The organism is Bradyrhizobium sp. RT6a, assembly GCF_040547675.1.
Taxonomy (GTDB): domain Bacteria; phylum Pseudomonadota; class Alphaproteobacteria; order Rhizobiales; family Xanthobacteraceae; genus Bradyrhizobium.
This window is the reverse complement of sequence record NZ_JBEPQC010000001.1, coordinates 156388-174050: the sequence shown is the minus strand read 5'-3', so window position 1 is coordinate 174050 and position 17663 is coordinate 156388. Positions and strand designations below refer to the sequence as shown.

General features: G+C 63.0%; 16 protein-coding genes and 1 pseudogene. 9 read left to right on the top strand and 8 right to left on the bottom strand.

Annotated elements, in window-relative coordinates; all coding sequences use genetic code 11:
• Positions 1-26 precede the first annotated feature (26 nt).
• A complete protein-coding gene (locus ABIC03_RS00935) occupies positions 27-746 on the top strand; it encodes a haloacid dehalogenase type II (protein ID WP_354054757.1) in 720 nt (239 codons plus the stop codon).
• On the opposite strand, the gene ABIC03_RS00930 is transcribed toward ABIC03_RS00935, so the two are convergent.
• The gene (locus tag ABIC03_RS00930; protein WP_354054755.1) at positions 743-1687 is read right to left on the bottom strand and encodes a hypothetical protein; all 945 of its coding nucleotides are present in this window, start codon (positions 1685-1687) and stop codon (positions 743-745) included. The two genes, ABIC03_RS00935 and ABIC03_RS00930, sit on opposite strands and share 4 nt — an antisense overlap.
• A 2-nt stretch (positions 1688-1689) precedes the next feature.
• Positions 1690-3510: a peroxidase family protein gene (locus tag ABIC03_RS00925; RefSeq protein ID WP_354054753.1), complete on the bottom strand. Its 1821-nt coding sequence runs from the start codon at positions 3508-3510 to the stop codon at positions 1690-1692.
• A gap of 328 nt (positions 3511-3838) precedes the next feature.
• Between ABIC03_RS00925 and ABIC03_RS00920 the strand changes: the two genes are divergently transcribed.
• The 4 genes and pseudogenes from ABIC03_RS00920 to ABIC03_RS00905 all read left to right on the top strand — a co-directional run bounded on the left by ABIC03_RS00920 (position 3839) and on the right by ABIC03_RS00905 (position 9689).
• Entirely contained in the window at positions 3839-5203 is a 1365-nt protein-coding gene (locus tag ABIC03_RS00920; protein WP_354054751.1) for an FAD-binding protein, read from the top strand.
• Positions 5204-5373: 170 nt separating this feature from the next.
• A complete protein-coding gene (locus ABIC03_RS00915; protein ID WP_354054749.1) occupies positions 5374-8523 on the top strand; it encodes an ATP-binding protein in 3150 nt (1049 codons plus the stop codon).
• Between the two features lie 50 nt (positions 8524-8573).
• Positions 8574-8723: pseudogene (locus tag ABIC03_RS00910) on the top strand (haloacid dehalogenase type II); the annotation flags it as partial.
• Positions 8724-8795: 72 nt separating this feature from the next.
• Positions 8796-9689 (top strand): LysR family transcriptional regulator, encoded by an 894-nt coding sequence (locus ABIC03_RS00905; RefSeq protein ID WP_354054747.1) that lies wholly within the window; start codon positions 8796-8798, stop codon positions 9687-9689.
• 27 nt (positions 9690-9716) lie between these two features.
• Here ABIC03_RS00905 and ABIC03_RS00900 read toward each other — a convergent pair whose 3' ends face one another.
• The 6 genes from ABIC03_RS00900 to ABIC03_RS00875 all read right to left on the bottom strand — a co-directional run bounded on the left by ABIC03_RS00900 (position 9717) and on the right by ABIC03_RS00875 (position 13714).
• On the bottom strand, positions 9717-9926 hold the full coding sequence (locus ABIC03_RS00900) for a hypothetical protein (RefSeq protein ID WP_354054745.1): 210 nt from the start codon (positions 9924-9926) through the stop codon (positions 9717-9719).
• Between the two features lie 10 nt (positions 9927-9936).
• Positions 9937-10062, bottom strand: coding sequence for an MFS transporter small subunit (locus ABIC03_RS00895; RefSeq protein WP_275171964.1), 126 nt, complete (start codon positions 10060-10062; stop codon positions 9937-9939).
• A 7-nt stretch (positions 10063-10069) separates the two neighbouring features.
• Positions 10070-10225 carry a hypothetical protein gene (locus ABIC03_RS00890; RefSeq protein WP_354054743.1) on the bottom strand — a complete coding sequence of 52 codons (156 nt, stop codon included), beginning with the start codon at positions 10223-10225 and terminating at the stop codon, positions 10070-10072.
• A 26-nt stretch (positions 10226-10251) separates the two neighbouring features.
• Positions 10252-11667, bottom strand: coding sequence for an L-lactate MFS transporter (locus ABIC03_RS00885; RefSeq protein ID WP_354054741.1), 1416 nt, complete (start codon positions 11665-11667; stop codon positions 10252-10254).
• A gap of 209 nt (positions 11668-11876) precedes the next feature.
• Positions 11877-12848: an MBL fold metallo-hydrolase gene (locus ABIC03_RS00880; protein ID WP_354054739.1), complete on the bottom strand. Its 972-nt coding sequence runs from the start codon at positions 12846-12848 to the stop codon at positions 11877-11879.
• Positions 12849-13033: 185 nt separating this feature from the next.
• On the bottom strand, positions 13034-13714 hold the full coding sequence (locus ABIC03_RS00875) for a GntR family transcriptional regulator (protein ID WP_354057457.1): 681 nt from the start codon (positions 13712-13714) through the stop codon (positions 13034-13036).
• Between the two features lie 102 nt (positions 13715-13816).
• Between ABIC03_RS00875 and ABIC03_RS00870 the strand changes: the two genes are divergently transcribed.
• The 4 genes from ABIC03_RS00870 to ABIC03_RS00855 all read left to right on the top strand — a co-directional run bounded on the left by ABIC03_RS00870 (position 13817) and on the right by ABIC03_RS00855 (position 17663).
• Entirely contained in the window at positions 13817-14611 is a 795-nt protein-coding gene (locus ABIC03_RS00870) for an enoyl-CoA hydratase/isomerase family protein (protein ID WP_354054737.1), read from the top strand.
• Positions 14612-14620: 9 nt separating this feature from the next.
• Positions 14621-15880 carry a CaiB/BaiF CoA transferase family protein gene (locus ABIC03_RS00865; protein WP_354054735.1) on the top strand — a complete coding sequence of 420 codons (1260 nt, stop codon included), beginning with the start codon at positions 14621-14623 and terminating at the stop codon, positions 15878-15880.
• A gap of 54 nt (positions 15881-15934) precedes the next feature.
• Entirely contained in the window at positions 15935-16927 is a 993-nt protein-coding gene (locus ABIC03_RS00860) for a Bug family tripartite tricarboxylate transporter substrate binding protein (RefSeq protein ID WP_354054733.1), read from the top strand.
• Between the two features lie 253 nt (positions 16928-17180).
• On the top strand, positions 17181-17663 hold the full coding sequence (locus tag ABIC03_RS00855; protein ID WP_354054731.1) for a tripartite tricarboxylate transporter TctB family protein: 483 nt from the start codon (positions 17181-17183) through the stop codon (positions 17661-17663).

Below are 17663 nucleotides of genomic sequence, written 5' to 3'. Positions count from 1 at the left end.
AACAAGAATAATCAAGGGAAGCGCCAGTGTCAGACCTCACCGCCGTCAAAGCCCTGGTGTTCGACGTGTTCGGCACCGTCGTCGACTGGCGCACCAGCCTGATCACGGACTTCATGTGGTGGGCGAAGGGCCGCGGGATCTCCGCCGACTGGACCGCCTTGGTCGACGGCTGGCGCGGCATGTACATGGCCTCGATGGATGACGTGCGCAAACATCCCGAGCGCGGCTATGTCATGTTGGATGATCTGCATCGCCGCTCGCTGGAAAAGCTGGTCGCGCAATTTTCGATTTCAGGCCTGACCGAAGCCGATCTCGATCACCTCACCAAGGGTTGGCACCGCCTGAACCCTTGGCCCGACAGCGTCGCGGGCCTGACGCGGCTGAAGACGAAATTCGTGATCTCGCCGCTGTCGAACGGCAATGTCGCGCTGCTCACCAACATGGCGAAGTTCGCAGGGCTTCCCTGGGACCTCATCATGTCGGCCGAGCTGTTCGAGCACTACAAGCCCGATCCCGAAACCTATCTCGGCGCCGCGCGCCTGCTGTGCCTCAAGCCGGAAGAGGTGATGATGGTCGCAGCCCATAACGGCGACCTTGCCGCCGCGCAGAAGAACGGGCTGAAGACGGCCTTCGTGGCGCGGCCGACCGAATACGGTCCGCTCCAGAAAGTCGATTTCGAGGCCACCGGCAATTGGGACATCGTCGCCAAGGATTTTGGCGGAATCGCCGACAAGCTCAAGTGCTAGGCCGGCCGCGACGTTGTCACTCCACCTTGCGGCGGCGTTCCCGTCGCGCTGTGCTTCTTGTTGGTCCTTGCCGCCTGCCAGACCTCGATGAGCAACGCGGGGACAATGCTGTGCGCGGGGCAACGATTCCACGCATCGGCAAAGAATGCGAATCCCGGGTCGGAGGCACGTTGCTGGCGGGCGTCTTCGACTGCTAGCAGCACCAACGTCCGTGACCGCAGCCGGATCAAACCAACGCAGTCTCCATCGCGCACTTCGCGGATCACGCGTGCGGGCGCGCGCAGCGTGCGAAGCAGTGCATCCTGCGGTTCGATCTTCGCCAGATTGTCGCCGCGAAGCACCAGCTCGCGCATCAGATCGATCGACTTTACGATGTTGTCCATCGCAAGCGCAGTTGCATGCGCGCAAGCCATGTCGCCGCGCGAGGCTGCCTCAATTCGATCGAGCGCAGCCTTCAACGCGCCGCTGCGCCTGATCCAGTATGCACGCAGCGGCCAGGCCGACAGCCAGGCCTGCAACGTGCGCGCGGCGGCGTAGGACTCCTCGCTAGCAACATAGTCGGCGAAGAAGAGCCGGCCTATCGCTTGCTGAACAGCGACGCCCATGCTGCGATGTGCGTGCCCGTCGCGGATGTAATTGCCGAGTTCGGTGATCTCCGGCGCGATCCGCTGCAACAGCGGCTCGACATCCGAAAGTGCGGATTCGAGCGCCGCCTGATGCGCCGCGCGGAATGCATCGCGCCGGTCGCGAAACGCCGGCCAGATGTCACCATCACGTGTGCGGAAAACCGCGAGCTTTGCCGCGATCGAGCGATTGAACAGACCGCCGCGGCCGGACAGCGAGCGCGCGACCACGCCCGCATCGTTGACGCGGAGCAGTTCGTCCGGATCGCGCACGAGGGCAAGACGAATGAGGCCCGGAATGGTGATGATGAGGGCCATGACTAGCCTCGCAGCACATTCCAGGGGGCAAAAGCGTTGTTGACGCCCTCGAGCGCCGCCCCGAGCTGCGGCACATGCCGCAGCAGGACCGATTTCATTCCGTTGTGGTTGATCCAGTCCAGACCGAAGTCGGTGTAAACTTCCGGCCGGTAGTCGTCGGTGAAAAAGCGGTCGCTCTTGAGACGCCGCGATGCCATCAGGATGAAGATGCGGAAAGCGGTATCGCTGAAGCCAAAGCCGTCCGGCAGGTCCTCGGCTAACAGCCCCACCATCAGATCAACGCGGTCGACGTCGCCCTTGTAGATCGTGCGCATCTTCTTGGCGGCACCGGGGATGCTGGTGATTTCCTCGAATGTCTTGACGCGCTTCTTGCCGACCAGCTCGCGGAAACGATTGTAGCGCGGCACGCCGCGCTCGCGATCACGCATGATATCGATCGCGGCCACGTCCAGCAGCGGCTGGCCGTCTTTCGTGAACTGGCGCAGGAAGTTGGGATAATTGTGGAGGCGAATGGCGCCGGGATGAGCGGTGCCGAAGGAGTACATCAGGTTGGCGAAGCCGTGAGACTGCATGAACTCGCGGGAGACGCGTCCCTGCATGTTGACCAAGTCGCAAGATTTTGGCTCTGTGGTATCGAGCCGCCGCACATCCATCTTGTCCGGGAGCAACGGGTGCAGGCGGTAGACAGCGGTGAATTCCTCGGTCATCGCGTAGGGCGCGCTGTGCTGGTCCGTCGGAGAGCCGATGATGCCATAGGCGGCCTCGCTGTTCTTGCCGAGCACTGCGCGCAGCACCCGGTATGGTATCCCCGACCAGTTGGCGTGCATGCTGAAATCCAGCGCAGGATGGCCGAGGATGCCTGGCGTCCATTCGACGGTGTGGATCTTGGCGATCAGGGCCGCGTTGATCAGGCGCGCACGCTGGAATAGTTCTTCGTCATTCCAGGCCGGATACCGGGTCTTCAAGCCATCGCAGATGTAATTGTGCTCACGCGCGAAGAGATTGTGGAGCAGGCTGAGCCCGACCCACCAATTGTCATTGAAGCCGGTGAGATCGGCACCCGGATGGACTGGATCGGCTGGGAGCATCCCATCATCGCCGACCCTGATCTTCCCATCGACCCCGGATCGGATCTGCATCTGCCTCGCGCGATCACTGCCGTAGATCTGCCCGGCGTCCCACCAGTGCGAGTTGAAATTGCGAAATGTCGGTGTGGCGCCGAGCCATGACTCACGCGATGTCTCGTCGCAAACTGTGCGACGGATCTTCATGCAGTCGTCGAGCCGCTCCTTCTTGGGCCATTGGTCGCCCGCTTTCAGCGGGATTTTGAACTCGTTTCCCGGCTCGGGCACCCCATGGCTGAACCAATTATGCGTTTCGAACTGGATCCAGGCGGCGGCCAGCAGATTGAGGCTGGTCGCGGGAATAAATTGGTCCCGCGCCAGCAATTCCGTCGAAATTTCGCGCGGACTGGGTTCTAGCAGATCGTCTACGCCGTCCGGCACGCATTCCGGCAGCGGGAAATTGCGTCCGAACCGGGCGCCCGCCATGCCCATGCGCGGATGGTCGAGGCTGTTGAACGAGCCGTCAGCGGAACGCCACCGGTCATTGCCGGTGCTCCAGCCAGGCGACGTCGTGCCATAGCCGGTATGGTGGAGGTTGTGCTCGCGCAGCCGGTCGCGGAACACCGAAAGATTGGCAGCTCCGAGCAGGGTCGGCAGGTGGTCCCATCTGACAAGGAAGTTGATGGCCCGATAGACAACATCCAGGACCGCCTGGAGCAGGTCACGATGGAAGGCAAAACCATCGTTCTCGCGGGACATTGACGCTCCCAAACTCGATGGCGTGAAATAAACTCAATTTGCAACTAGTAAATGCAGTTCAATAGCACCAAAATGGCCGTTTGCCAACGCGGCTTTCCGGCGGTTGCGGTCGCCCGGGCATGCAATTTTCCCTGTCGACCAAATGTTTGGTCGGATAGGATAGCGTACAGCACGTGGGTGCATCGGGCGACCCGGCTGAATTTGCGTGAGCGCGGCGAAGCTGCGCGACAAAGCGCTTCAATCTCGTGAGAACCAGGCCGGCACCGGCGCCGGCAAGACCGAAAAGCCATCCTAAGTTGCGTGTTTCGCCGTCAAGGGGGTGACGCAGATGGGCAATATGGTTCGCAATTACGACGGCGGGATCACAAGCTCGCCCGCGCAATTGGTGTCACCGCGCTCCGTCGACGAGATTCAATCGATCCTCAGGGATGCCGACCGCTACCCAAGCCCTGTTCGGGCGATGGGCAGCTATCATTCCTTGACGCCTTGCGCGTCCTCGGACGGGACGATCATCGACATGTCCGGGATGAGCCGCATCCACAAGATCGATCCACACAGCATGACGTTCACGGCCGAGGCCGGTCTCCAGTTCATTGCTGCATCGCGGCTATTGCGGGCGATGAACCTCCAGTTTCTGACCAATATCGAGATCGGGAACATGACGCTCGGTGCGGCGGCCTGCTGCCACACCAAGGACGGCCTGGACGGCGGCGAGTTCGGACAGGTCGGCTCGTACATCACAGCGATGAAATGGGTGACGCCCAGCGGCGGGCTGGCGGAAGCATCGGAGGAGAAGGACCCGCATCTGATGTACCTGATGCGCTCCAGTTACGGCCTGTGCGGCGTCATCTACGAGGTGACGTTTCGCATCAAGCCGTTGGAAGCAATCCACTTCAGATATTTGCCGCGCCGGATCGGCGAACTGACCGAGAAGGAAGTGGACGGGATCATCGATGCGTCGCGAGGCCTGATCTGTTGGACGGTCGGACGAAAGGCGTACTTCCAGACGCGACGTCCCATCGACAGGATCGGACCGTTGGGATCGCTGTTCGCCGCCAGCCGCCGTAACCTCTGGAATTTTGCGGAAGCCCGCGTCGGCAGATTCATCGACAGCAGCATCCCGACCAAGCCTCTCAGGGATGCGTTGCTCGACACGTGGTTCATTGGCAACCGGCTGTTGATGTCGTTCTTGCACCTGATCGGCGGAGCGACCTTATACAATCCCGACAAGACGATCGACTACAGCAATACGCGGCCGTCGGCGCGATATGCGTTTACGTTCTGGGCATTTCCGCGCTCTGAATGGCTGCATGTGCTGCGCGATTACGTGGACTTCAGCGAAAAATATTTCAAGGACCATGACTTCCGCTGCAACATGGCGCTCGGCTCCTATTTCATCCGGAAGGATGAGCACTCGTTGCTGTCCTACTCGCATGACGGAGACGTGTTTTCGGTCGACCCCATCCACGCTTATACGGACCGGCCGGCTTGGGACGGGTTTTTGAAGGCGTTCAATGAATTTGCGAGCAAGAGGGGCGGCATTCCCCTGTTGAACCAGAGTCCATTCATCACTAGGGACCACGTCGAGGCAGCGTACGGGACCAGATGGATCGACTTCTCGGCGCATGTGAGAAGGGAAGATCCGCGAGGACGAATGCTGAATCCGTTCTTTTCCGATCTGCTGAGTCCGTGAGGATCGGGCTCGCGATTGAGGCAGCGGGATTGACCAATTACTCGCGTAACGTGTCGTGGACTTCTACCGAGGCAATGGCCAATCTGCGTCACACTTTCGAAGAGGCAGCGGAGCCAACTCGAGCCGTGACGTCGAACCGGGCAACATGCTTCAGAATTCCGGGATGAGTGATGGATGACCCTCACGACAGAGCAACCGAACGCCGCCAGCTGACAGTTCTGTTCTGCGACGTGGTCGACTCAACAGGCCTGTCCGAGCGCTGTGACATAGAGGATTTGCGAGAGATCCTGCTGGAATTCCAGGCGATAAGCTCGCAATGCATCACTAATGCCGGGGGCAGCGTAGTCAATTATATCGGCGACGGCATTCGTGCGGAATTCGGCTATCCGCTCGCATCGGAGAACGAAGCCGAGAGCGCGGTCCGTGCCGGCCTGGTGTTGTTGCGGGCACTCCACGAACTGAGTGAGCGCGCCATCGCGGAGATCCGGGAACCGCTGCGCGTTCGGATCGGGGTCCATACGGGCGTAGCGGTGATCGGCAAGGCGAGGCTGGGTCACGTGCACGATGCAACCGAGATCGTCGGCGATACGCCCAACATTGCATTCCGGTTGCTGGAGATGGGCGAGCCCAATTCGCTGGTGATCAGCGGTGAGACCAGGCGTCTCCTCCGCGGCAAATTCGCCCTGCAATCGCTCGGTATGTGTTCGCTCAAGGGACTGTCGCGAAAAGTCGAGGTCTTTCTCGTCGAGGGCGAGGCGTTGGAAGATGGCGCTGGCCATCGTGCACGCCGTCGCAATGCCTCGCCCCTGGTGGGCAGGGTCGCTGAAATGGGGCAGCTGCTGCAAGCGTGGGAGCTGGCGCGGACCGGGCAGGGGCGTACGGTGGAGATCACTGGGGAGTCCGGGATCGGAAAATCGCGCCTGGCATTGGAGCTGATCGAAAGGGCCGCGCTGCCCGACGACCTGATTCTGGCGATCCAAGCTTCCGCCCCGCATCAGAGCACGCCGCTTTACCCGATCATCAGGGCACTCGAGCAGCGCATCGGCATCGGCAGGGATGGAGACGCCGACGCGAATTCAGCGCGTCTGCGTGATTTCGTGGCCGCGACGTCCGGCGGCGACGAGGAGCAGTTGGCGCTGATCGGCCAGATGCTCGGCTTAGCGGTGCCGGCGGCGTCAGGCGCTATCATTCCCGACGCGCAGGAGCAGCGTCGAAAGACCCGTGATGCGGCGGTGCGGCTGTTGATCTCGCAAACGCGCGGCGAAGCCAGCCTGATCCTGATTGAGGATTTTCACTGGGCCGATCCATCGACAATCGAGATCGTCGAGCGAATTGCCCGCCAGATCGGCGGTACGCGGAATCTCCTAGTGTTCACCAGCCGGGCATCCGTGCTTGGTGACGTGTCGCCGACGATCCTGCGTATAGTGCTTCAGCGTCTCGACGATGAGCACTGCCGCCATCTTGCCGGATCGGTCATGCGCGACAAACAGCTATCAAGTCAGCTGATACAGCAGATTGTGGCGCGATCGGACGGTGTGCCGCTGTTCGTGGAGGAGCTGGCGGCGGCGGCCCTCGAAACGGGCCAGGTCGATCCGGGCGTCCGAACGGCTGGCGCCAGCGGACCTTCAGAAGTGCCGTCGGCGCTCTACGACTCCCTGATGCTGCGTCTCGAGCGCCTCGGCAATGCCAAGGCCGTCGCGCAGCTCGCGTCGGTGATTGGCCGAAGCTTTCCGCATCGGCTTCTTGCTGCCGTCGCCGGCGAGCTTCAAGATAGCCTCGAACCGGCTCTCGAGCGGCTGCGAGCGTCTGGACTGATAGGACTTGAGCGCAACGACGACGAAAAGGTCTACTCCTTCAAGCATGCGCTGGTCCGAGACGTTGCCTATTATTCGCTTCTTAAACGGCAGAGACGAGAGCTTCACGACCGCGTGGCTGCGGAGATCGAGCTCCATCTGCCGGAGGTTGCCATCACCGAACCCGGCTATCTTGCGCAGCACCTGTCCGAGGCCGGGCGCACCTCCCGCGCGGCACAGATGCGGCTCAAGGCGGCCCAGCAGGCAGCACAACGTTCGGCTAATCTGGAAGCGGTCGCCGAGCTCAAGATGGCGCTGGAGGAGATCAGGAAGCTTCCGGCGGGACTTGAACGGGATAATCTGGAGCTGAACGCCCAGATCGCGCTGATCGGGCCCACGATCGCGCTGCAGGGATTCGGCGCCGATGCGGTCGCTGACGTCAGCAGCCGCGCCATCGAGCTCTGCCGTGCCCTCGACAACGATCCGCGCGTCTTTCCGGCGCTGTACGCAAGATGGTCTTATTTGCGTGTCGCAAGCAACGTGCGGGAGGCCGGCACGCTGGCGCGGGATTTTCTGACGCTCGCCGAGCAAAAGGGAACGAGGGCCGATCGGATGGTGGGCCACCGGCTGCTCGGCACGTCGCTGCTCGACGGGGAGACCGAGCAGGCGTGCGTCCATCTCGATCGGGCCGCCAAACTCTACGATGCTGCCGCCGACCGAGCGACGGCCGTGACATACGGCACCGACGTGCAGATCACGAGCCTGTCCAACCTGTGCATCTGCTACTGGCTGGTGGGCCGAGTTGCCGACGCGGTCACGCACGGCCGAGAGGCACTTCGACACGCGCAGCAATTGTCGCATGCCCATACCCTCGGTTACGCCTATGCACACGCCTGCATGCTCTACACGCTGGAGCGGGACGTGCCGACGGTGCGGGAGCTCGCCCAGCGGACGCTCGATGGGGCGATCAGACGGGAGCTGCCGCTCTGGGTCTCGGTGGCACGGACATTTCTCGGTTGGGCCGACGTTGAAAGCGGCCGCCTCACGGAAGGCATCGATCTGCTTGAGAAGCAGCGCGATTTCCTGCAGACGGCGCACCTCGTCTATTGGCTGCCCACTTATCTCTGCTGGTTGGCAGAGGCCTATGTCCGCGCCGACCGTCTGGCAGACGCACGGCGTTGTCTCGATCAGGCGCGTAACGTCTTCGGGCGAGGCGGCAACTACTGGTATGAGGCTGAATGCCTGCGTATCGAAGGGCGATTTGCCGCACATGCGCAGATCAACGACACTTCGCTGGCCGAGCGGAACTTCGAGCTGGCGCTCGCGCTTGCCAAGCGTCGTGGCCAGCACGGATTTGGCCTACGTGCCGCGGAGGGTCTTGCGCGCCTGCTCGCCGCCAAAGGAGAGACCGAGCGCGCCCGGACGCTCCTGCATCACGAACTGCAATTTTTTGTCGGTCAGCCGGACGGTGGTGATCGTCCGGAGGCCAGCAGGCTGTTGCGCTCCCTCCAGGAGCGGTCGCGCTGATAGCTCAGACCCAGGGTCGATCAGGACATCGGCCGGCGAGACGGTCGGCAGGCGATATCGCCGCCGAGCAGAAGATCGGGTTGACCGCCTTCGTGGCGCGGCCGACCGAATACGGTCCGCTCAAGAAAGGTCGATTTCGAGGCCACGGGCAAATCGTCGCCAAGGATTTTGGCGGAATCGCCGACAAGCGCGGGTGCTAGGCAGCCTTTCTACGGTTTGACATCCCTCAAGAGAGCGCCTTTCATATCGACGATGTCGATGTGAGGCCGCCCTTGGATACCGAGCTTGCGCGTACATTCCTGACGGTGGTCGCGACGGGCAATTTCATTACGGCCGCCGAGCGGCTTCACGTCAGCCAGTCCACGGTCAGCACGCGGATCCAGAGCCTCGAAGAACTGCTCGGCTGCACGCTGTTCGTGCGCAACAAGGCCGGCGCAGCATTGACGGCAGCGGGACGCCAATTCCAGCGTCATGCCTCGACCCTGGTGCGCACCGTCGAGCAGGCCCGGCATGATGTCGGCGTTCCCAAGGGCTTTAGCGGGGCGTTGGTGATTGGCGGCCGCATCGGGCTGTGGGAGGAGTTTCTGCTGCTCTGGCTGCCGCGCATGCAGGAGGCCAATCCGCAAATCTCCATCCGCGCCGAGAGCGCGCTCGAGCCCGAGTTGATGCAGGGGCTGGTCGAAGGCCGCATCGACATCGGCGTGATGTACACGCCGCAAAGTCGGCCCGGCCTGAAAGTCGAGCTGCTGATCGAGGAGCAGCTGGTGCTGGTCTCGACCAATCCCAAAGGCGCCCCCGAGCCGCAGGAAGGTTACGTCTATGTTGACTGGGGACCGGAGTTCTATGCCCGCCACAGCGCTGTCTTCCCCAATTTTGCGGGGCCCGCGCTGACCGCCAATATCGGCTGGCTCGGACTTCAGCATGTTCTGGCAAACGGCGGCTCCGGCTACTTCGCACACCGTATCGTCGAACCGCTGCTGAAGGCGCGGCGCCTGCACCTGGTGGCCGGCGCGCCGAAGTTCTCCATGCCGGCCTATGTCGTCTATTCGGTCGACCAGTCGGACGACCATGTACAGAGCGCGATCGCGATCATGCGCGACCTCGCCGCCGAGCAAGCGCGGCGCGTGATGGAAAGGCCGGAGCGGAGCGCGCGCAAACGCCGCTGACAGCAGGTTCGCAGCGGCCGGACGGTCCTAGCGCCGGCGGTGGAAGCGGGTTTCGGCAACGGCTGTCACCGCGCCGATCGCAAGCATGGCGACGACGGTGTCCGGGGTCGCATCGAAGCCGAATGCAAGAACCGCAGCGGCAACCACCGCGGCAAGCATGCAGAAGGTCAAGCCTTCATCGGCGATCACTTGCCGCGCGCCGCCGACGCGCGTTGCGGGCCTGTCCGTCGAGCGCATGGGTTCCTGCCTACTGGAACAGCTTCATCGCGTTGAGCAGGGTCTGGATGACGCCCGCAAGCAAGGGAATGCCTGCAAAGCTCCAGGCCAGCGCCAATTGCAGCGGCGTGGTTTTTACGGTCTGGGCATGATGCATGATGATGTCACGCTCCCGATGGGTTGTTGCTCGCCGCGGCGGCGGCAGCGATCTCGCTGGCGCGATGGGACGGCTTGATCGCCGTGATCTGGGACACTCGATAGGTGATCCAGCTCAGCAGCAAATGGGAGAATGACGCTTCGCTTCGCGATGTCGTTGTCATGGTCGCTCCTTCTGTTCCGCCGCGGCTCAAGCCCGCGCCGGCTTGAGACCTGCGTTGTCGTCTTTCATGTGATGGCGCTTGTCGACGGCACGGACACAGAGGTTGGCGAGGAAGCCGACCACGAGCAGTCCGGCCATGATGTACATGGTGGTGTTGTAGGCCTGCGCCTTCGGCACGCCGTGGGTGACGTTGTATTCGCGGATGTAGTTGATCAGCACCGGCCCGGCGATGCCCGCCATCGACCATGCCGTGAGCAGGATGCCGTGGATGGCGCCGACATAGCGGGTGCCGAACATGTCGCGCAGATAGGCCGGCACCGTGGAAAATCCGCCGCCATACATGCTGACGATGATCAGGAAGCACAGCACGAACAGCACGACATTGCCGCTCGCGCCGGCATAGGGCACCGTGACGTAAAGCGCGAAGCCGAGCACCATGTAGACGAAATAGGTGTTCTTGCGTCCGATGAAGTCGGACAACGAAGCCCAGCTGAAGCGTCCGCCCATGTTGAACAGGCTCATCAGGCCGACGAGACCCGCGGCCGCCACCGCGGTGATATGTCCCGGGAACATCTCCTGGCTCATCGCCGAGGCCTGCCCGAGCACGCCGATGCCGGCCGTGGTGTTGCAGAACAGCACGATCCAGATCAGCCAGAACTGCGGCGTCTTGATCGCCTGATAGACGAACACGTCGTTCTTGGTCATCAGCTTGGTCGCGGTTGTAGGCAGCACGTAACCTTCCGGCTTCCAGCCCGGCGCAGGCACGCGCACGATTGCGGAGCCGACCATCATGAAGACGAAATAGACGCAGCCGAGCGTCATGAAGGCGCCGAGCACGCCGACGTCGGTCGCGCTGGCGAACTTGCTCATCAGCCAGACCGAGAAGGGGGAGGCGATCAGTGCGCCGCCGCCAAAGCCCATGATGGCCATCCCCGTCGCCATGCCTGGCCGGTCAGGAAACCACTTCATCAGCGTCGAGACCGGCGAGATGTAGCCGATGCCAAGTGCACAGCCGCCGACGACGCCGTAGCCGAGATAGATGATCCAGAGATTGTGGAGATAGACGCCGAGTGCCGAGATCAGGAACGCGCTCGCCCAGGCGACGCCGGCGGTGAACATCGCGCGCCGCGGGCCGCCTTCCTCGACCCAGCGTCCGAACACCGCGGCCGACAGTCCGAGGAACACCATCGCAATGGAAAAGATCCAGCCGAGCTCGGTCAGTTTCCAGTCGCCGGGCGCCGATTGCGTGACGCCGATCAGCTTGGTCATCGGCAGGTTGAAGACGCTGAAGGCGTAGGCCTGCCCGATACAGAGGTGCACGCAAAGCGCCGCGGGCGGCACCATCCATCGACTATAGCCCGGCCTTGCGATCGTATGCTCGCGATCGAGGAACCGCAGTAGCGAGCGTGCAGGCATTCCCGATGCGTCGAGCGTCGTCGTCATCTTCATCCTCCTCGTGCTTCGCCATTTTTGGTGGCGGCCGTTCGGCCGCGGGCGATAGCCGCTCTGCGTAAGCTACGCAGGAGGACGATTTTGACAAACGAATAATATTGGTCGATTAAATCGGAATCTTAGATACCCAAGGCGAAGTGGGCGCTTTGAGACGGGAAGCAAAAAGTCCGGGCGGCAGGCGCTGCCCGGACTTTGACGATCTACAGAGTCATCTGCATCGGTTCGGGATAATAGTGGAATCCCTCACCGGCCTTGGCAACATGGCCATAGCCCGGCCAGGCGAAGTGATAGGACATCACCGGCACCTTGTTTGCCGCGAGCATGGTCAGCAGTTTGACGCGTGACTCGGCCGCCTGCTTCGGATCGGTGTCGTAGGAGAATTCCATCCGCGGCCGCTCCAGCAGCAGCACCGAATGGTGCGAGAGGTCGCCCATGAAGGCGAAGGACTTGCCGGCGGACGAGACCATGAAGATGGTATGGCCGACGGTATGGCCGGGCGCCGCGATCGCCTGCACGCCTGGCAGGAATTCCTGGCCGTCCTTGAAGAACACGATGCGGTCGCGCACCGGCAGCAGGTTCTTGCGGGCGTGAACGACGAAATCCTTGGCGTCGCTGCCGAGCTTGCCTTCGTCGGTCCAGAAGTCGAAATCGGTCTGCGAGATGTAGATCTGCGCGTTCGGAAACAGCGGCTTGCCGCCGTCGTCCACGATGCCCCCGATGTGGTCGATATGGGCATGCGAACAGACCACCGCATCGATGTCCCCGGGCTTGATGCCGGCCTCGGTCATGCTCTTCTGTTGCCGCCCAGTGGTAGCGCCGAACATCTTCGAGCTGCCCATGCCCGTATCGAACAGGATCAGCTTGTCGCCGGTGTTGACGATCGGCGAGTTCTGTTCGAGCACGACATTGTCCGGCGACAGGAAATTATCTGCCAGCATCTTCTTCACCTCTTCCTTGGGAACGCCGGTGAAGGTGCCGGAGGGATCGCCGAGCGGAAGCGGTCCGTCGGATACGACGGTGACTTCGGCATCGCCGAGAACGAAGCGGTGCCAGTAGGGCGTCTGGGTGCCGAGCTTGGGAGCGCGCGCCATCGCGCTGCTGCCGAGCATTGCGCTGGCTCCAAGGCCGGCCCCAAGGGCCAACAAGGACCGACGTGAGACATCGATTGTCATGCGTTTCCTCCGCTTTTGTCTTATGTTTGCGCAATTGTTTGCGCGTTACATTCGGCCTGCGCCGATCGCCTCGCGTCAGCACGATCGGATCGTACGGCCGAATGCAGTCAATGATTGTGTCGCGATTGTGTCTCTTGACTGCGCGTTGTAGCGGGACCGCAAGTTTCTTCGTCGCGAATGCCGTCTCACGCAATCCGCGGCACCAGGTCACTGCCTTCCGTTTCGGCAAAGCCTGCCTGCAAAACCTCTTCGCGCTTGTGGCGCAGATGCGCGCGCAGGATATGGGCGAGGCCGACGCCGTCCCGCCTCTGCAGTGCGTTCAAGATGGCATCGTGCTCCTGCACGGCGACCGCCCAGCGCTCGGGTGTCATCGGCGTGACGTAACGCGCGCGCCGAATGCGCGCGGTCACGGACGTATACAGCCCCGCAAGCACCGGGTTTCCGGCCGCAGCGACAATGGCTTCGTGAATGGCGCGGTTGCCGCGATAGTACTGGATCAGATCGCTCTCGCGATAATGCCGCACCATGTCTGCGTGCGCGGCGGCGATCGCGTCGATCTCGGCGTCCGTGATGCGTTCGCAGGCGAGCTCGCCGGCGAGCGCCTCGAGACCCTGGCAGACCTCGAACAGGTCGCGCATGTCCTTGTCGGTCAGTTTCGCCGCGCGCGAGCCGCGATGGGGCAGGAGCTGCACGAGCCCTTCGGCGGCGAGCACCTTGAGCGCCTCGCGTAGCGGCGTGCGCGATATCTGCAGCCGTTCGCACAACTCGCGCTCGGGAATCCGCGCGCCCGGCGGGATTTCCCCGTCGAGCAGGATGGCCCGGATGCGGCCGACGACGTCCTCATGCAGCATGGGTCTGAAGTCCATTTGAATGCAAAAATAAAGATATATGCGGTTTAAGGCAAGTTCCAGCTTGTAAAACGACAATTTTGCATTCAAAAATGTAGAAAAGCAGAAGGACATGAGGAAATGGACCAGCAGGTGGGGGCGGAAGACCTCGTTTTCGAGCGCCAGGACGGTATCGGGCGGATCACCTTCAACCGCCCGCAGGCCCGCAACGCCTTCACCTTCGCGATGTACGAGCGGCTCGCTGCGATCTGCGAGGAGATCAACCACGATCACGCGATCAAGGTGCTGGTGCTGCGCGGGGCCGGCGACAAGGCGTTTGCCGCGGGCACCGACATCAACCAGTTCCGCGATTTCAAGTCGCCGCAGGACGCGATCGACTACGAGAGCCGCATCGATCGGGTCCTGACCACGCTCGAGCAGTGCCGCGTGCCGACGATCGCGGCGATCAACGGGTTCTGCACCGGCGGCGGCGCGGGCATCGCCGCGGCCTGCGACCTCCGCATTGGTACCCAAAGCGCGAAAATCGGCTTTCCCATTGCCCGCACGCTCGGCAATTGCCTGTCGATGTCCAATATCAGTCGTCTCACCGCGCTGATCGGTGCTGCCCGCGTCAAGGATCTGATCTTCACGGCGCGCCTCGTCGACGCCACGGAGGCCGCCAGTGTCGGTCTGCTCGGCGAGGTCGTCGAGGATCTCGCCGCGCTCGACAGGCGCGCGGACGAAGTTGCCCGATTGCTCGCCAGCCACGCGCCGCTGACGCTGAATGCGACAAAGCAGGCAGTGGCGCGCCTGCAAAGGCCGCTGACGCCGGACGAGGGCGAAGACCTCATCCTGATATGCTACACGAGCCAGGATTTTCGCGAAGGGCTCGATGCTTTCCTCACCAAGCGCGCGCCGCAATGGCGCGGCCGATAGGACGCCCCGATGCAAAGCGATCGCTCGCAATCAACCTCCCGCCGTTCGGGGCCGCTCGCCGGCCTCAAGGTCATCGATCTCACCCATGTCATGGCGGGGCCGACCTGCACCTTGATGCTGGCCGACATGGGCGCCGACGTCATCAAGATCGAGAAGTCGCCGAACGGTGACGACACCCGCCATTCGGTGCCGCCGAAGATCGGCGACGAGGCGGCCTCCTTCCTGATGATGAACCGCAACAAGCGCGGCATCGTGCTAGATCTGAAGACCGATGGCGGCAAGCAGGTCTTGCGGCGGCTGATCGCGGGCGCCGACGTGCTGGTCGAGAACTTTGCGCCGGGCGCCATGGAGCGCCTCGGCTTCGGCTACGAAGACCTGCACAAGCAGCATCCAACGCTGATCTATTGCTCGCTGTCGGGCTTCGGCCGCACCGGACCCTACAAGCACCGCCGCGGCTTCGATCTGGTCGCCCAGGCCATGAGCGGCATCATGAGCTTTACCGGCGAACGTCCCGATGGTCCGCCCGTGAAATGCGGCCCGCCGCTGTCCGACATCACCGCCGGCCTGCTGGCGAGCATGGGCATCCTCGCGGCCTACACGTACCGTCTCAAGACTGGCGAAGGGCAGTGGGTCGAGACCTCGCTCTATGAGGCCGCGCTGGTGCAGACCTACTGGCAGTCGACCATCGCGCTGGCTGCGGGTACCGCACCGCGCGCCATGGGCTCGGCCCATCCGCTCAACGCGCCCTATCAGGCCTTCGAGGCCTCGGACGGCTGGCTGGTGGTCGGCGGCGCCAACAAGAAGCACTGGCTGTTGATGCTGGAGGCCCTGGGCGCGAGCGAGCTCGCTGCCGATCCGCGTTTCATCAACGGCGCCGACCGCATGGCCAATCTGAAGGAGCTCGAAGCCGTCCTGAGCGAGCGCTTCCGCACCCGCACGCGGGCGCACTGGCTGGCGGCACTGGACGAGAAGGGCGTGCCGTGCGGACCCGTGCACGACATGCTGGAGGCGCTTCGCGATCCGCAGACGCTGGCGCGCGAGATGGTCGTCGAGGTCGAGCATTCCACGCTCGGTCCCGTGAAGACGATCGGCTTGCCGGTCAAGTTTTCGGAGACCCCAGGCAAAGTCCGCACGGGCGCCCCGGTCTACGGTGAGCATACAAGCGAGGTGCTGGTCGAGCATGGGTTCGACCAGAAGCAGATCGAAGCGCTCGAAAAAGAAGGCGCAATCGTGCTGGCATCTGGAAGACGCGAGGAACGCGTCGCCTGACCGGACGTCGAAAAACGACAAGAACAAGAGACAAAAAATCAGCTGGAGGAAATCATGGGTCGAACGTCAAAACTTCTGCTCTCCGCGGCCGCAACCGTGCTCGCCGGTACGATGCCGGCGCTCTCGGCCTGGCAGCCGCAAAGGCCGATCGAGTTCGTGGCGACCGCCGGGCCTGGCGGCGGCACGGACAATCTCGCGCGCGCCGTGCAGAACATCATCACCAAGCACAAGCTGGTGGAGCAGCCGATCGTCGTCGTCAACAAGGGCGGCGGCAGCGGCGCGGAAGGCTATGTCTACGGCAAGGCATCCGCCGGCGATCCCTACAAGGTAATCTTCGGCACGTCGAATGCCTGGCAGCAGCCGCTCGTCTCCAAGGTCGCCTTCAACTACACCGATCTCACTGCGATCGCGGCGATGGCGCAGGACGAGTTCCTGCTCTGGGTCAAGCAGGACGCGCCCTACAAGACGGCGGGCGACTACCTGAAGGCGGCCGCATCGGGCGAATTCAAGATGGGCGGCGCGCAGTCAAAGGACACCGACGAGGTGCTGACCCGCATGATCGAGAAGGCCGGCCACATCAAGCTGACTTACATCCCCTTCAAGAGCGGCGCCGAGACCGCCGTGCAGCTCGCCGGCGGACACCTCGACTCCCACGTCAACAATCCCAGCGAAAGCCTCGGGCAATGGCGCGGTGGAACGCAGCGGCCACTTTGCGTTTTCAGCCCGAAGCGGCTGCCGCAGGGCGCCAAGGTCACCGCGACCGAAGGCTGGGGCGACGTTCCGACCTGCGTCGAGCAGGGCCTCGACATCAAGCAGTATGAGCAGCCGCGGACAGTGTGGCTCCCCGGCAAGGTCACCCCGGACCAGGCCGCGTTCTATGTCGACCTCATGAAGAAGGTGCAGGCGACCCCGGACTGGAAGGACTACATCGAGAAAACCTCCCAGGTCGACACCTTCCTGACCGGCGCCGAGTTCGACAAGTTCATCAAGGAGGACCTCGAGCACGTCAAGCAGGTCGCGGGCGAGCAGGGCTGGTTGGTCAAGTGAGGCGGCGTACGCCTCAAACTCCTCCGTCGTCCCGGCCTAGTGCGCAATTGCGCACGGGGGGGCCGGGACCCATACCGCGTGATCTCTCGAGGAGGGTTGGTCGTTGTACCGACGTGGCTGTAACGTCAAGTCGTCGTCAAACTCCTCCCTGGGGTTATGGGTCCCGGCCTTCGCCGGGACGACAGCGAACGCCGGGAATAGTACGCGCGTTATGCACGACCAGCCGTCGCCCGCCGACTGAGCGGAGCCTTCGATGATATCGCGCCGCACCCTCGAACTTGCGACTGCCATCCTCACCGGCAGCTTCGGTGTGACCGTCGTCGTCTCCAGCCTCGATAACGGTATCGGCTGGTCGAGCGCGGGTGTGGAGGCCGGGACGTTTCCGTTCCTGACCGGGATCATCATCGTGCTCGGGAGCCTCTACAACCTGGTTCGAGGTGTCGTGCCGGCCGCGACGCTCGCCAGCGTCCCAATTGCCATCACATCCATCGAGCTGCGCCGGCTTGCCGGCCTGTTCGTGCCGGCCGCGATTTTCGTGGCTGCGATTCCGTTGGCCGGGATGTACGTCGCCTCAGCCCTGTACATCTTCGCGGTGCTGGCGATCCCCAGACAACAATCCGTGCCGCGCGCGCTTGGCATGGCGTCGGCGACAGCGCTTGCGCTCTACGTCGTGTTCGAGCGCATGTTCCAGGTGAGCTTGCCGCACGGCGCGCTCGCCGCGGCATTCGGCTTCTGA

Coding starts and splice junctions, on each gene's coding strand:
- ABIC03_RS00925 (WP_354054753.1), bottom strand. CDS start 3,510: ATGTCCCGCGAGAACGATGGTTTTGCCTTCCATCGTGACCTGCTCCAG.
- ABIC03_RS00915 (WP_354054749.1), top strand. CDS start 5,374: ATGGATGACCCTCACGACAGAGCAACCGAACGCCGCCAGCTGACAGTT.
- ABIC03_RS00930 (WP_354054755.1), bottom strand. CDS start 1,687: ATGGCCCTCATCATCACCATTCCGGGCCTCATTCGTCTTGCCCTCGTG.
- ABIC03_RS00880 (WP_354054739.1), bottom strand. CDS start 12,848: ATGACAATCGATGTCTCACGTCGGTCCTTGTTGGCCCTTGGGGCCGGC.
- ABIC03_RS00865 (WP_354054735.1), top strand. CDS start 14,621: ATGCAAAGCGATCGCTCGCAATCAACCTCCCGCCGTTCGGGGCCGCTC.
- ABIC03_RS00890 (WP_354054743.1), bottom strand. CDS start 10,225: ATGACAACGACATCGCGAAGCGAAGCGTCATTCTCCCATTTGCTGCTG.
- ABIC03_RS00920 (WP_354054751.1), top strand. CDS start 3,839: ATGGGCAATATGGTTCGCAATTACGACGGCGGGATCACAAGCTCGCCC.
- ABIC03_RS00855 (WP_354054731.1), top strand. CDS start 17,181: ATGATATCGCGCCGCACCCTCGAACTTGCGACTGCCATCCTCACCGGC.
- ABIC03_RS00885 (WP_354054741.1), bottom strand. CDS start 11,667: ATGACGACGACGCTCGACGCATCGGGAATGCCTGCACGCTCGCTACTG.
- ABIC03_RS00870 (WP_354054737.1), top strand. CDS start 13,817: ATGGACCAGCAGGTGGGGGCGGAAGACCTCGTTTTCGAGCGCCAGGAC.
- ABIC03_RS00875 (WP_354057457.1), bottom strand. CDS start 13,714: ATGGACTTCAGACCCATGCTGCATGAGGACGTCGTCGGCCGCATCCGG.
- ABIC03_RS00860 (WP_354054733.1), top strand. CDS start 15,935: ATGGGTCGAACGTCAAAACTTCTGCTCTCCGCGGCCGCAACCGTGCTC.
- ABIC03_RS00895 (WP_275171964.1), bottom strand. CDS start 10,062: ATGCATCATGCCCAGACCGTAAAAACCACGCCGCTGCAATTGGCGCTG.
- ABIC03_RS00900 (WP_354054745.1), bottom strand. CDS start 9,926: ATGCGCTCGACGGACAGGCCCGCAACGCGCGTCGGCGGCGCGCGGCAA.